Below are 14,209 nucleotides of genomic sequence, written 5' to 3' on the forward strand. Positions count from 1 at the left end.
TCGGGGGCATCGCCGCGTCGTGTCAGGGATCGGACGGTTCGGGGGTGTTCGCGCGGGCCGCCAGGCGGGCCCTGGTGCGTTCGTGGTCCGGGTTGAGGAACCAGTGCCGGGCCGACGCGAGCCACCAGGTCGCCGCGAAGCCGAGGACGGCCAGGACGGCGACCGGGGCGTAGTTGAAGGTCTCCCAGGTGACCGGGGAGACCTGGGGGAGCATGAAGAGGACCGTGATGACCACGACCCACGCCACCGCCGCCACACCGATCGGCTGGGACCAGCGGCCCAGGTGCCAGGGCCCGCGCTGGAAGGCGGCCCCCTTGCGGACCCGCAGCAGGGTCGGGACGACGTAGGCGATGTAGAGGCCGATGACGGCGATGGAGGTGACCGCCGCGTACGCGGTGGCGTTGATCAGGTACGGCAGGCCGAGGACCAGGGCGCCGGCGGCGGCCAGCCAGACCGCCGCGACCGGGGTGCGGGTGCGGGGGCTGACGGTGTGCCAGACGCGGGCGAAGGGCAGCGCGCCGTCGCGGGAGAAGGCGTAGATCATCCGGCTGTTGGCGGTCACCGAGGCCATGCCGCAGAAGAGCTGCGCGCCGATCACCACGAGGAGCAGCAGCTTGCCGGCCGTGGCGCCGAGCGCGTCCAGGAGGATCTGGGCGGGCGGGGCGCCGGTGGCGGAGGTCAGGGCGCCGTCGTAGGACTGGATGGCGAAGGTGAAGCCGAGCAGGAGGACGAAGCCCGCTATCCACGAGGTCCAGATGGAGCGGACGATGCCCTTCGGGCCGGCCGTCGCCGCGTCCCGGGTCTCCTCCGTCATGTGGGCGGAGGCGTCGTAACCGGTGAAGGTGTACTGGGCCATCAGGAGGCCCAGCAGCACGACGTACGGGCCGCTGCTCCAGCCGGTGTTGTTGACGAACTCGCCGAAGACGAAGGACGCCGACCGGTGCTGGTCGGGCGCGAAGGTGAGGGCGCCGACGATCACCGCGACGCCGACCACGTGCCACCACACGCTGATGCTGTTCAGCAGGCCGACGATGCGTACGCCGAAGGTGTTGAGCAGGCCGTGCAGGGCGAGGATGGCGGCGAAGAGGAGGACCGTGCGGCCGGGGGTGACCTCGAAGTCGAACTGGAGGTTCAGGTAGGCGCCCAGGAAGGACGCCGCGCCGAAGTCGATGCCCGCGGTCACCGCGACCTGGCCGAGCACGTTGAACCAGCCCGTGAACCACGCCCAGGCGGCGGCCGTACGGGGCGGCGCCAGGCGGTGTGCCCAGAAGTACAGGCCCGCCGAGGTCGGGTACGCGGAGCAGATCTCGGCCATCGCGAGGCCGACCAGGAGGGTCATCAGGCCGACGGCCACCCAGCCCCAGGTGATCACCGCCGGGCCGCCGGTGTTCATGCCGAAGAGATAGAGGGTCAGGCAGCCGGACAGGACCGAGATGATCGTGAAGGAGACCGCGTAGTTGGAGAACGCCGACATGCGGCGGGCCAGGACCTGGGTGTAGCCGAGCTGGGCCAGCCGTTCCTCGTCCGAGAGCCCACTCGGTCTGGCGTCATCTGTCATGTCCCCAGCGATTCCCACACCGCGGACCGGACACACGTAACGGATTGGCCAGAACAGGCCCTTGCCGCCGGTGGACCGGGACCGTGCCGGTGGACCCGCAGGAAAACGCCGTGGCCCCCACCGGTGTCGGTGGGGGCCACGGCGTTCATGCCGGGGGTGCGTCAGCTGTTGCGCTTCCAGCGCGGCTTGTCGTCACGGCGGCCGAAGGAGGGCGCCGAACCGCGGTGGTCGTCACGGCGGCCGTAGGGACGGTCGTTGCCGCCCGAACGGTAGCCGGGGCGGTCGCCCTGGCGGTCACGGTTGAACGGACGGTCGCTGCCGCGGTGGCCACCGCGGTCGTCGCGGCGGAAACCGCCACGGTCGCCGCCGTCCCGACGCTCGAAGGAGCGTCCGCCTCGGTCGCCGTCACGGCGGTCGGTGCGGTCGGTGCGGTCGTTCCGGTCGGTGCGGTCGTCGCGGCGGAAACCGCCACGGTCGCCGCTGTCACGGCGGTCGAACGAACGCCCGCCACGGTCGTCACGACGGTCACCACGGTCGTCACGGCGGAAGCCGCCACGGTCGCCGTCACGGCGGTCGCCCCGGTCATCGCGACGGAAACCGCCGTCCCGACGCTCGAACGAACGCCCACCACGGTCATCACGACGGTCGTCACGGCGGAAGCCGCCCCGGTCACCGTCACGGCGGTCGTTCCGGTCATCGCGACGGAAACCGCCACGGTCGCCGCCGTCCCGACGCTCGAACGAACGCCCACCACGGTCGTCACGACGGTCACCACGGTCGTCACGACGGAAACCGCCGCGGTCGCCGCCCCGGTCGTCGCGCCGCTCACGCCGCTCGTACGGCGCCGGACCGGACTCGGCCCGCTCCGTCCGCTCGGTCCGCTCGGTCCGCTCGATCCGCTCGACGTCCCGCGCCGCCGGCTGCTCCGGCAGCGTGACCTCGGTGGCCGCGCCGGTCCCGGCCGCCGCCTCGGCGATCGCCGCCGCGGGGTCCTCGCCGCGCTCCCGCGCGACCCGGGCGACCAGGCGGTCCGCCTCCTCGCGCAGTTCGTTCGCGCGCCGCTGCGCCCGCTCCAGCTCCTTGTTGAGCTGGGCGACCTCGCGCTCGGCCTGCTGGGCCGCGTTGCCGGCCGACTCCGCCTGCACCTCGGTCATCGACCGGGCGCCGGTGATCTCGGCCACCTCGGGGTCGAAGGCCGCGCCGCCCTGGATGATGTGCCGCCCGGCGTCGACGCCCGCGTCCTCCATCAGCCGGAAGATCTGGCGCCGCTGGTGCGGCAGGGAGAGGGAGACGACGGTGCCGGTGCGGCCCGCGCGGGCGGTACGGCCGGCCCGGTGCAGGTAGTCCTTGTGGTCGCCGGCCGGGTCCACGTTCAGGACCAGGTCGATGCCGTCGACGTGGATGCCGCGCGCGGCGACGTCGGTGGCGACCAGGCAGTTGACGTAACCGTCCTTGAAGTCGGCCAGCGTCCGGGTGCGGGCGCCCTGGGTCATGCCGCCGTGCAGCGCGTCGGCCTTCACCCCGGCGTCGCGCAGCTGCTCGGCGACGCGGTCGGCGCCGAGCTGGGTGCGGACGAAGATGATGGTGCGGCCCTTGCGGGAGGCGATGGCCGCGGTGACCGGCGCCTTGTCCTTGGGCTTCACGACCAGGATGTGGTGCGACATGGTCGTCACCGCGCCCTGCGCCGCGTCGACCTCGTGCAGCGCCGGGTCCTTCAGGTACCGGTCGACCAGGGTCTTGATCTCGTTCTCCATGGTCGCGGAGAACAGCATCCGCTGGCCGCCCGCCGGGACCTGGTCGAGCAGTTCGGTGACCTCGGGCAGGAAGCCCAGGTCGGACATCTGGTCGGCCTCGTCGAGTACGGCGATCCGCACGTTCTCCAGGGAGCAGGCGCCGCGGTTGATGATGTCCCGCAGCCGGCCCGGGGTGGCGACGAGGACGTCGACGCCGCGCTCCAGGGCGTAGATCTGGTTGCCCATGGAGGTGCCGCCGCAGACGACCTTCATCTTCAGGCCGAGGACGTCGCCGTACGGCTGGAGCGCGTCGGCGACCTGCATGGCCAGCTCACGGGTGGGGGTGAGGATGACGGCGCGCGGCTTGTGCTTCTCGGTGCGGCCGCCGGACAGCGTGGCCAGGGTCGGCAGCCCGAAGGAGAGGGTCTTGCCGGAACCGGTGCGGCCGCGGCCGAGGATGTCCTTGCCGGCCAGGGCGTCCGGGATGGTCGCGGCCTGGATCGGGAAGGGGGTGGTCACGCCGTTCTGCGCGAGCTTGCGCACGACGCCCTCGGGCAGACCGAGGTCCGCGAAGGTGGGCCCGGAGGGCTCGGAGGGCTCGGAGGGCTCGGAAGCGGCCTCCACGGCCTGCTCCACGACCTCGGTGGTCTCCACGAGCTCTGCGGTGTCCGCGATCTCCGCGGTCTCCGACGTCTCTACGGTCTCCGCGGCGGGGGTGGTGTCCTCGGTGCTCTCGGGCACGACGACGTGATCAGTACTGGCGATGGACATGCGAATGCGAAACCTTCCGGAGTCTTTCGTCGGCACGCGCCCGTCAACTCCGTGATTCGCGATTCGCAATACGACCGCCTCTATGCGGTCCACCACGGCAAGGGAGAGAGTACGCGCCACACGGCGCGCTCTGCGTTGGCGCCGGGCAAATGGGATCAAACGATCTACCACCATACGCACCCCCCACCCCCGAAGGCAAATCGCGCCGGGCACCCCGCGCTGACCAGCCCTTTTCGCCACCCTCAGGCCGGTACTCCGGCCCGCGGCGCCGGCTCCCGCTGCTCCAACTGCGGTCCCGGCGGCTCGTGTGCCGACGACGACGGCTCGGCCACCGTCGGTTCCGGCGTCGGGGAGGCGGGCGGCTCGCCGGGCGGCGTCGGCTCGGGCTCGGCACTGCGGGTGGGCTCCGGGTCGGCGGGCCGCGGCGGCGTCGGCCCGCCCGGCTCGGCCCGCGTCGGGGCGGACCCGGCGCCCGGCTCGGTGGCCTCGTCCGAGGCACCCGCGCCCTTCCCCTTGTCCTTGCCCTTCCCGTCCTCCCGCCCGTCCTTCCCGCCGCCCTTGCCGCCGTCCGCGCCGGGCCCGGAGCGGCCGTCGGCCGCCGCCGCGCCGCCGCCGGTGCCGCCGCCCGGCGCCACCGAGCCGCCGTCGGGGGCCTCGGCGCCCCGTTCCCCCGCGGAGTGCGAGGGCCTGCCGCTCCCGCCCGGCCCGTGCCCGCCCACGCTCATGCAGCCTGCGGCGGCGACGACGGCCACGGCGGTGGCCGCCAGTCGGACGGGTACGTACAAGGGGCGCACGGCGGCCACCTCCGGGGCGTCAAGGAGTCGCCGTGCCCAACTCCCGCCGCGCACAAGAAGACACGCGCCCCGCACACATCCGCACACCCGTCCGGAACGGTCACCCGGGACGACGCGCCCCACCCGTCAGACCTGCCAGCCCCACCGCACCCACCGCACCCGTCACCCATACCCCAACGCATGCAGCCGCGCGTCGTCGATGCCGAAGTGGTGCGCGATCTCGTGCACGACGGTCACCTCGGTCTCCGCGACCACGTCCTCCCGGTTCTCGCACATCCGCAGCGTCGGCCCCCGGTAGACGGTGATCCGGTCCGGCAGCACCCCCGCGTACCACTCCCCCCGCTCGGTCAGCGGCGTCCCCTCGTAGAGCCCGAGCAGCTCGGGATCGTCCGCCGGCGGCTCGTCCTCCACGAACACCGCGACGTTGTCCATCAGCCGCGTCAGCTCCGGCGGAATCCGGTCCAGCGCCTCGGCGACCAGTTCCTCGAACTCCTCGCGCGTCATCTCCAGCACAGCCCCATTGTCCGGCACGGCTGTCGCGTACGACACAGCCGCGCGCGAGCCGCGCGGCGCCCGCATATCCCCCGGCGGGCTTGGGCATACGCGACCAATGGCCCGCGTCACCGCCGCTGCCCTGCACCTCGTCCACCGTCTCCACCGCGCCCGCGCCGGCCGGAAACCCGTCCGCAGACCCACCGCCGCCGGACTGACGCCCCGGCCGCACCCCTGGACCCGTGCCCTGGGCCTGGTCGCCGTCGTGCTGCTCGGCGCCTGGCTCGGCCTGCTGGTCGTCGGCAACGTCCGCACACCGGTCGGGCCGATGAACACGACGATGACCCTGCGCCCCTCCCTCACCGGCGGCACGAAGATCAATATCTCGCCGCTGGGCGCTCTGGAACTCGACAGCCACGTCGCCCCCGTCCGCCTGGACGTCAACGTCGACCAGCTCGACCCGGAGCGCGCCCAGGCCCTGGTCGACCACCCCGAACGCCTCTCCGGCCTCCAGGACGAGGTGGCCGACGACGTCGCGCACGGCACCCTCGACCTGGCCGTGCGCTCCGGCGTCGCGGTCGTCTCCGGCGCCACCGCCCTCGGCCTCGCCGTCTACCGCCGCCCGCGCCGCGCGCTGACCGCCGGCGGCCTCGCCCTCGCCCTCCTGCTGGCGTCCGGCGGCACGGCGTACGCGACCTGGAAACCGGACTCCGTCCTGGAGCCGAGGTTCTCCGGCCTGCTCTCCTCCGCGCCGTCCCTGGTCGGCGACGCACGCTCGATCGTCACCGAGTTCGACGTCTACCAGAAGGAGCTGGCCCGCCTGGTGACGAACGTGACCAAGCTCTACGACGTCACCTCCACGCTCCCCGCCTACCAGCCGGACCCGACCACGATCCGCGTCCTGCACGTCTCCGACATCCACCTCAACCCGGCGAGCTGGAAGATCATCGCCTCGCTGGTGGAGCAGTACCGGGTGAATGTGATCGTCGACTCGGGCGACACGATGGACCACGGCACGGCTGCCGAGAACGGCTTCCTGGACCCGATCGAGGACCTCGGCGCCCCCTACGTCTGGGTGCGCGGCAACCACGACTCGATGGAGACCCAGCGCTATCTGGCGGGCCTGAAGAACGTGCACGTCCTGGACGACGGCCGGGCCCGCACCGTGGCCGGGCTGCGCTTCGCGGGCATCGGCGACCCCCAGTTCACCCCGGACCGCTCGGCCCGGCCCGGCGCCGAGGCGTCCCAGGAACTGGCCGGCGCCCGGCTCGCCTCCGCCCTGCGCGACCAGAGCACGGCCGGCACCCCGGTGGACATCGCCCTCGCCCATGAACCGTCCGCCGCCCGCGAGGTGGACGGCGAGGTACCGCTGGTGCTGGCCGGGCACGTGCACCACGAGGAGATGGAGGTCATGAAGTACGGCACCCGGCTGCGCATCGAGGGCTCGACGGGCGGCAGCGGCCTGCGCGCGGTGGAGGGCAAGTACCCCGACCCGATCCAGGCGTCGATCCTCTACTTCGACCGCGACTCCCGCCGCCTCCAGGCCTGGGACGAGATCAAGCTGGGCGGCCTGGGCCTGACCACGGCCGAGGTCAGCCGCCACCTCCCGAAGGAGAACCAGCCGGGCGCCGCGCCCTCACCCACCCCCGCGACCCCCTCCCCGTAAACCGTTTTGGCGATCCCTCCCGCCATCACCTATGCTTCTCACGTCCCCGACGCGCTGAGAAGCGCCCAGGCGGGCCGATAGCCCTCATCGTCTAGCGGCCTAGGACGCCGCCCTTTCAAGGCGGTAGCACGGGTTCGAATCCCGTTGGGGGCACGCAAGATCGTGTGCGACACTGTCGTACACACGCTTGGTCCTGTGGAGCAGTTTGGAGTGCTCGCCACCCTGTCAAGGTGGAGGCCGCGGGTTCAAATCCCGTCAGGACCGCCGAGGTACATGTGGATGTTTCACGTGAAACCTCGTGGCTGGGTAGCTCAGTTGGTACGAGCGTCCGCCTGAAAAGCGGAAGGTCGCCGGTTCGACCCCGGCCCCAGCCACCGCAGCCCTGACCAGGGCATGAGCCCCTCCCCGCTTGCTTCGGGGAGGGGCTCCTTGGTGTTTAGCGCGGTACGTCCATCCGCTGCGTCCCCACCACCGACAGCAGCCGCAGGGTCTCCTCCGCCGGGGAGCCGGGGTCGGCCGTGTAGAGGACGATGTGCTGGTCGTGGTCGGCGATGTCCAGGACGTCGCAGTTGACGGTGACGGGGCCGACCAGCGGGTGGTTGATGGTCTTGCGCAGGGTCGGGATGGCACGTACGTCGTGGTCGGCCCAGAGCCGGGCGAACTCCGGGCTGCCGACGAGCAGATCGCCCACCAGCGCGGCCACCTCGGGGTCGTCCGGGTAACGGGCGGACACGGCGCGCAGATGGCGGGCGGCGGCGTGCGAGAACGCCTCCGGGTCGGTCAGGCTGTACCGCTCGCGCCGGCCGTCCTGGGGCCCCAGGAAAGCCTGGCGGACGAGGTTGCGCTGGGGCCGGGACAGGGCCGAGAAGTCCTCCAGCAGGGCGGCCGCCAGGTCGTTCCAGGCGATCACCTCGTAGGTCGCGGACAGCACCAGCGCCGCGGACCCCGGCAGCCGCCGGATGAGGTCGAGGATGCTCTGCCGCACCTCGCGGGAGGGCCCCGGCGGCGGGCCGGGCGGGGCGCCGGCGAGGTGGTGGAGGTGGTCGCGCTCGGCGTCCGACAGCCGCAGGGCACGAGCCAGCCCGGTCAGTACCTCACGCGACGGGCGCGGGCCGCGGGCCTGTTCCAGCCGGGTGTAGTACTCGGTCGAGATGTACGCCAGCTGCGCCACCTCCTCGCGGCGCAGCCCCGGGGTGCGGCGGCGCGGCCCGGCGGGCAGCCCCACGTCGGCCGGGGCGATCCGCTCGCGTCTGCCGCGCAGGAAGCCGGCCAGCTCTTGTCGGTCCATGCCCCCAGTGTGCTCGGCCGCCGGGCGGCCGAGCCAGGTACCGCCGGTGCCTGGATGGGCTCCGCCGACCGGCGCAGGCTCATCCCCATGGACAACTCACCCAGCACAGTCAGCACCCTCAGCACCGATCGCCAGGATCAGGGCGGCCTGCTGCACGGCAAGGTCGCCCTCGTCACCGGCGCCGGACGCGGCATCGGGGCCGCCGCGGCGCGGCTGTTCGCCCGGGAGGGCGCCCGGGTGCTGCTCGCGGCCCGGACCGAGGCGCAGCTCAAGGCGGTGGCCGAGGAGATCCGGGCGGCCGGCGGCACCGCCGCCCACGTGGTGTGCGACCTGGCCGACCCGACGAGCGTCCGGGCCGCCGTGGACCGCGCCGTCGACCTGTACGGCCGGCTCGACGTGGCCTTCAACAACGGCGCGACCGCCACCCCGCCCGGCCCGCTGGACCAGGCCACCGAGGCCGACTTCGACCAGCTCTACGCGGTGAACCTCAAGGGCGTCTGGCTCGCCATGGCCGCCGAGGTCGCCGCCATCCGGGCCACCGCCGGTACCGGCGCCCTCGTCAACACCTCCTCGGTCGGCAGCCTGCGCGGCAACCCCGCGCTGCCCGCCTACGGCGCGATGAAGCGCGCGGTCAACAGCCTCACCGAGTCCGCCGCCGTCACGTACGGCCCGGAGGGCATCCGCGTCAACGCCATCGCCCCCGGCACCACGCTCACCGAGATGATCCGGGACTGGGACGAGCGGTCCCCCGGCATCGTCGACCAGCTCAACGCGCGCACCCCGCTGCGCCGCGCCGCCTCCCCCGACGAGGTCGCCGAGGCCGCCGCCTGGCTGCTCAGCGACCGCGCCTCCTACGTCACCGGCACGGTCCTGGCGGTGGACGGCGGCATGCAGGCGGCCTGAGCGGGCCGGCCGGGTAGGCACCCGGCATGACGAAAGCCCTGCGCAGCATCGACCCGGCCCTGCCGCGCGACCGGCGTCCGGAGCTGGTCTGGTACACGTCCTACGGGTCCAACACCCACCTCGGCCGGCTCTCCGCCTACCTCCAGGGCGGGTGCCCGCCCGGCGCGGGCCGGTCCTACCCGGGCTGCCGGAACCCGGCGCCGCCCGCCCGCTCCCTGCCCGTGGAGCTGACCGGCGCGATGTACTTCGCCACCCGGTCGCCGGTGTGGCGCGGCGGCCGGGCCTTCTACGACCCCGGCGCGGACGGCCGGGTGCTGGCCCGGGCCCATCTGGTCACCGTCGAGCAGTTCACCGACATCGCCGCCCAGGAGATGTACCGGGAGCCCGGCGGGGCCGCCCTCGACCTGACCGAGGTGCTGACCCGGGGGCGGGCCGTGCTCGGGGACGGGCGGTACGAGACGCTGGTCTGCGCCGGGCAGCTCGACGGCCTGCCCGCCCTGACCTTCACCGCTCCCTGGGGCCTGCACGACGTGCCGTGGCTGGCCCCCTCCCTCCCCTACCTGCGGTTTCTTACCGCCGGGCTGCTCTGTGCCGGGGCCTGGGACGTACCGGCCGTCGCCGGGTACGTCGCCGCCTGTCCCGGCGCGGAGGGCCACTGGTCGGCGGCGCAGCTCACCGCGCTGCTGGGGGCGCGGCCGTGACGGCGACAAATACGTTCGCCACTCTTTTCACCGGGATGAGATCCTGGACTCCGTATGTCTACGCACCCCGCCCCCGCCCTCGGCGCCCTCGCCCCCCGTCTGACCGAGCTGTCGCTGCGCGACGCGCACCGGCTCGGCCGCAGGCTGGAAGGCGCGCGCAAGATCCGCAAGCCGGAGGCCCGCGCCGCCGTCCTCGCCGAGATCGAGGCGGAGGTCGACCGGGCCGAGCAGCGCATCGCCACCCGCCGCGCCCACCTGCCCACCGTCACCTATCCCGAGCAACTGCCCGTCAGCCAGAAACGGGACGCGATCGCGGACGCCATCCGGGACCACCAGGTCGTCATCGTCGCCGGTGAGACCGGGTCCGGGAAGACCACCCAGATCCCGAAGATCTGTCTCGACCTCGGCCGTGGGGTCAAGGGCATGATCGGGCACACCCAGCCGCGCCGGATCGCCGCCCGTACGGTCGCCGAGCGGGTCGCCGACGAGCTGGACTCCCCGCTCGGCGAGGCCGTCGGCTGGAAGGTCCGCTTCACCGACCAGGTGAACCCGGAAGCCACCTTCGTCAAGCTGATGACGGACGGCATCCTGCTCGCCGAGATCCAGACCGACCGCGAGCTGCGCGCCTACGACACGATCATCATCGACGAGGCGCACGAGCGGTCCCTCAACATCGACTTCCTGCTGGGGTACCTGGCGCAGTTGCTGCCGAAGCGGCCCGACCTCAAGGTCGTCATCACCTCCGCGACCATCGACCCGGAGCGCTTCTCCCGGCACTTCGGCGACGCGCCGATCATCGAGGTCAGCGGGCGTACGTACCCGGTCGAGGTGCGCTACCGCCCGCTTCTGGAGGAGGACTCCGAGGACGCCGACCGGGACCAGATCACCGCGATCACCGACGCCGTCGAGGAGCTGATGGGCGAGGGGAAAGGCGACATCCTCGTCTTCCTGTCCGGTGAACGGGAGATCCGGGACACCGCCGACGCGCTGGAGAAGAAGAAGTACCGGTTCGTCGAAGTACTCCCGCTCTATGCCCGGCTCTCGCACGCCGAGCAGCACCGGGTCTTCCAGCAGCACACCGGGCGCAGGATCGTTCTGGCGACCAACGTGGCCGAGACGTCGCTGACCGTCCCCGGCATCAAGTACGTCATCGATCCCGGCTTCGCCCGGATCTCCCGCTACAGCCACCGCACCAAGGTGCAGCGGCTGCCCATCGAGCCGGTCTCGCAGGCCAGCGCCAACCAGCGCAAGGGCCGCTGCGGGCGGACCAGCGACGGCATCTGCGTCCGGCTGTACAGCGAGGACGACTTCCTGGCCCGGCCGGAGTTCACCGACGCGGAGATCCTGCGGACCAACCTCGCCTCCGTCATCCTCCAGATGACCGCGGCGGACCTCGGCGACATCGAGAAGTTCCCCTTCATCGACCCGCCGGACCACCGCAACATCCGCGACGGGGTGCAGCTGCTCCAGGAGCTGGGCGCGCTCGACCCGGCGCAGAAGGACCCGCGCAAGCGGCTCACCGACACCGGCCGCAAGCTGGCCCAGCTCCCGGTCGACCCGCGGCTGGCCCGGATGGTCCTGGAGGCCGACAAGAACGGCTGTGCCCGCGAGGTCATGGTCATAGCCGCCGCGCTCTCCATCCAGGACCCGCGCGAGCGCCCCTCCGACAAGCAGACCCAGGCCGACCAGCAGCACGCCCGCTTCCGCGACGAGACCAGCGACTTCCTGGCCTTCCTCAACCTCTGGCGCTATCTGCGCGAGCAGCAGAAGGAGCGCGGCTCCTCGTCCTTCCGCCGGATGTGCAAGCAGGAGTTCCTCAACTTCCTGCGCATCCGCGAATGGCAGGACATCTACACGCAGTTGCGCACGGTCGCCAAGCAGATGGGCATCCACCTCAACGAGGACGACGCACCCGGCGACCGCGTCCACGTCTCCCTCCTCGCGGGCCTGCTCTCCCACGTCGGCATGAAGGACGTGAAGGACGCCGGGCGGGAGAGCGGGCGGGAGGGCGGGAAGAGCACAGCCAGGAACGAGTACGTCGGCGCCCGTAACGCCAAGTTCGCGATCTTCCCGGGCTCGGCGCTGTTCAAGAAGCCGCCGCGGTTCGTGATGTCGGCCGAGCTGGTGGAGACCAGCCGGCTGTGGGCCCGGGTCAATGCCAGGATCGAGCCCGAGTGGATCGAGCCGCTCGCCGGCCACCTCCTGAAGCACACGTACAGCGAACCGCACTGGGAGAAGGACCAGGCGGCGGTGATGGCGTACGAGAAGGTCACGCTGTACGGCGTACCGATCGTCGCGCAGCGGAAGGTGAACTACGGGCGGATCGACCCCGAGGTCAGCCGCGAGCTGTTCATCCGCAACGCGCTGGTCGAGGGCGACTGGCGCACCCACCACAAGTTCTTCGCCGACAACCGCAGGCTGCTGGGCGAGGTCGAGGAGCTGGAGCACCGCGCCCGGCGCCGGGACATCCTCGTCGACGACGAGACGCTCTTCGACTTCTACGACCAGCGGGTGCCCGAACACGTCGTGTCCGGCGCGCACTTCGACTCCTGGTGGAAGCACAAGCACCGCGAGCAGCCCGACTTCCTCGACTTCGAGCGCGAGATGCTCATCAACGAGAAGGCGGGCGCGGTCACCAAGGACGACTATCCGGACACCTGGCGGCAGGGGCCGCTGAAGTTCCGGGTGACGTACCAGTTCGAGCCGGGCGCGGACGCCGACGGCGTGACCGTGCACATCCCGCTCCAGGTGCTCAACCAGGTCACCGACGAGGGCTTCGAGTGGCAGATCCCGGGCCTGAGGGACCAGGTGGTCACCGAGCTGATCCGGTCGCTGCCCAAGCCGATCCGGCGCAACTACGTGCCCGCCCCGGACTACGCCGCCAAGTTCCTCCAGCGGGCGGTGCCGTTGCAGGAGCCGCTGACCACGACCATGGCGCGCGAGCTGAAGCGGATGGTCGGCGTGCCCTTCGAGGCGACGGACTTCGACTGGGACCGGGTCCCCGACCATCTGAAGATCACCTTCCGGATCGTCGACGAACGGCGCCGGAAACTGGCCGAGGACAAGGACCTGGAGGCGCTGAAGCTGCGGCTGCGGCCCAAGGCGCGCAAGGCCCTCTCGCAGGCCGCCGCCGCGACGGCCGAGCGGCAGGGCGGCGAGTCCCTGGAGCGCACCGGCCTGACCGACTGGACGATCGGCACGCTCAGCCGCGTCTTCGAGACCCGCCGCGCCGGACAGCCGGTGAAGGCGTACCCGGCGCTGGTGGACGACGGACCGACGGCGAACACCGTCTCCGTCCGCCTCTTCGACACCGAGGACGAACAGGCGCAGGCGATGTGGCGGGGCACCCGGCGGCTGATCCTGCGCAACATTCCGGTCAACCCCGCGAAGTTCGCTTCCGAAAAGCTCACCAACCAGCAGAAGCTGGGGCTGTCGGCGAACCCGCACGGCTCCATCCAGGCCCTGTTCGACGACTGCGCGATGGCGGCGGCGGACAAGCTGATGGCCGACTTCGGCGGGCCGGCCTGGGACGAGGAGTCCTACCGGAAGCTGTATGACAAGGTCCGCGCGGAGATCGTGGACACCACCGTCCGCGCGGTCGGGCAGGTGCAGCAGGTGCTGGCCGCCTGGGGGGCCGCCGAACGCCGCCTGAAGGCCGTCCGCAGCCCCGCGCTGCTGGCCAACCTCCAGGACGTACGGGGGCAGCTGGACGCCCTGGTGAAGCCGGGGTTCGTGACGGCGGCCGGCCTGCGGCGGCTGCCCGACCTGATGCGGTACCTGATCGCGGTGGACCGGCGGCTCCAGCAGATGCCGACGGGGGTCCAGCGGGACACGTCCCGGATGGCGAAGGTGCACGAGATGCGGGACGAGTACGCGTGGCTGCTGGAGCAGTTGCCGCCGGGGCGGCCGGTGCCGCAGCAGGTCCTGGACATCCGGTGGATGATCGAGGAGCTGCGGGTCAGCTACTTCGCGCACGCGCTGGGCACGGCGTACCCGGTCTCCGACAAGCGGATCGTGAAGGCGATCGACGCGGCGGCGCCGTGACGGGGCCGTGACGGGGCCTCTACGGAGGGTGAGTTCGACCAGGACACTCACCCTCCTGTACAGTCTCATCTCGCAGCGCAAGAGCAGATGAAGCGCCGCGAAACCTGGTCCTGTGGAGCAGCTTGGAGTGCTCGCCACCCTGTCAAGGTGGAGGCCGCGGGTTCAAATCCCGTCAGGACCGCAGCGAAACCCCCGCACCAATCGGTGCGGGGGTTTTTTGCTTCCCTCAAGAGGCCCGCGCCGCCGGTGTGGGCCTCTT

Annotated in this window: 9 protein-coding genes and 4 tRNA genes; 8 read left to right on the top strand and 5 right to left on the bottom strand. The window is 72.0% G+C overall.

Annotated features, from left to right (window positions below):
* Positions 1-22: 22 nt before the first annotated feature.
* The 4 genes from AB0G32_RS23035 to AB0G32_RS23050 all read right to left on the bottom strand — a co-directional run bounded on the left by AB0G32_RS23035 (position 23) and on the right by AB0G32_RS23050 (position 5,369).
* Entirely contained in the window at positions 23-1,558 is a 1,536-nt protein-coding gene (locus AB0G32_RS23035; protein WP_361166229.1) for an amino acid permease, read from the bottom strand.
* A 161-nt stretch (positions 1,559-1,719) separates the two neighbouring features.
* Positions 1,720-4,062, bottom strand: coding sequence for a DEAD/DEAH box helicase (locus tag AB0G32_RS23040; RefSeq protein ID WP_361166232.1), 2,343 nt, complete (start codon positions 4,060-4,062; stop codon positions 1,720-1,722).
* A 242-nt stretch (positions 4,063-4,304) separates the two neighbouring features.
* On the bottom strand, positions 4,305-4,856 hold the full coding sequence (locus AB0G32_RS23045; protein WP_361166235.1) for a hypothetical protein: 552 nt from the start codon (positions 4,854-4,856) through the stop codon (positions 4,305-4,307).
* A 162-nt stretch (positions 4,857-5,018) separates the two neighbouring features.
* Positions 5,019-5,369: a metallopeptidase family protein gene (locus tag AB0G32_RS23050; RefSeq protein WP_361166238.1), complete on the bottom strand. Its 351-nt coding sequence runs from the start codon at positions 5,367-5,369 to the stop codon at positions 5,019-5,021.
* 97 nt (positions 5,370-5,466) lie between these two features.
* On the opposite strand from AB0G32_RS23050, the gene AB0G32_RS23055 reads away from it, so the two are divergent.
* From AB0G32_RS23055 to AB0G32_RS23070, 4 genes are all read left to right on the top strand, one after another.
* On the top strand, positions 5,467-7,014 hold the full coding sequence (locus tag AB0G32_RS23055; protein ID WP_361166241.1) for a metallophosphoesterase: 1,548 nt from the start codon (positions 5,467-5,469) through the stop codon (positions 7,012-7,014).
* 80 nt (positions 7,015-7,094) lie between these two features.
* Positions 7,095-7,167, top strand: a tRNA-Glu gene (locus AB0G32_RS23060).
* 36 nt (positions 7,168-7,203) lie between these two features.
* A tRNA-Asp gene (locus AB0G32_RS23065) sits at positions 7,204-7,278 on the top strand.
* A 36-nt stretch (positions 7,279-7,314) separates the two neighbouring features.
* Positions 7,315-7,388, top strand: a tRNA-Phe gene (locus tag AB0G32_RS23070).
* A gap of 62 nt (positions 7,389-7,450) precedes the next feature.
* On the opposite strand, the gene AB0G32_RS23075 is transcribed toward AB0G32_RS23070, so the two are convergent.
* Positions 7,451-8,302 (bottom strand): helix-turn-helix transcriptional regulator, encoded by an 852-nt coding sequence (locus tag AB0G32_RS23075; protein ID WP_361166244.1) that lies wholly within the window; start codon positions 8,300-8,302, stop codon positions 7,451-7,453.
* Between the two features lie 87 nt (positions 8,303-8,389).
* On the opposite strand from AB0G32_RS23075, the gene AB0G32_RS23080 reads away from it, so the two are divergent.
* The 4 genes from AB0G32_RS23080 to AB0G32_RS23095 all read left to right on the top strand — a co-directional run bounded on the left by AB0G32_RS23080 (position 8,390) and on the right by AB0G32_RS23095 (position 14,131).
* The gene (locus AB0G32_RS23080) at positions 8,390-9,205 is read left to right on the top strand and encodes a glucose 1-dehydrogenase (protein ID WP_361166247.1); all 816 of its coding nucleotides are present in this window, start codon (positions 8,390-8,392) and stop codon (positions 9,203-9,205) included.
* 26 nt (positions 9,206-9,231) lie between these two features.
* The gene (locus AB0G32_RS23085) at positions 9,232-9,906 is read left to right on the top strand and encodes a histone deacetylase (RefSeq protein ID WP_361166250.1); all 675 of its coding nucleotides are present in this window, start codon (positions 9,232-9,234) and stop codon (positions 9,904-9,906) included.
* A 54-nt stretch (positions 9,907-9,960) separates the two neighbouring features.
* Entirely contained in the window at positions 9,961-13,950 is a 3,990-nt protein-coding gene (gene hrpA / locus AB0G32_RS23090) for an ATP-dependent RNA helicase HrpA (protein WP_361166253.1), read from the top strand.
* Positions 13,951-14,056: 106 nt separating this feature from the next.
* Positions 14,057-14,131, top strand: a tRNA-Asp gene (locus AB0G32_RS23095).
* Positions 14,132-14,209 lie beyond the last annotated feature (78 nt).

This window comes from Streptomyces sp. NPDC023723, assembly GCF_040639815.1.
Taxonomy (GTDB): Bacteria; Actinomycetota; Actinomycetes; order Streptomycetales; family Streptomycetaceae; genus Streptomyces.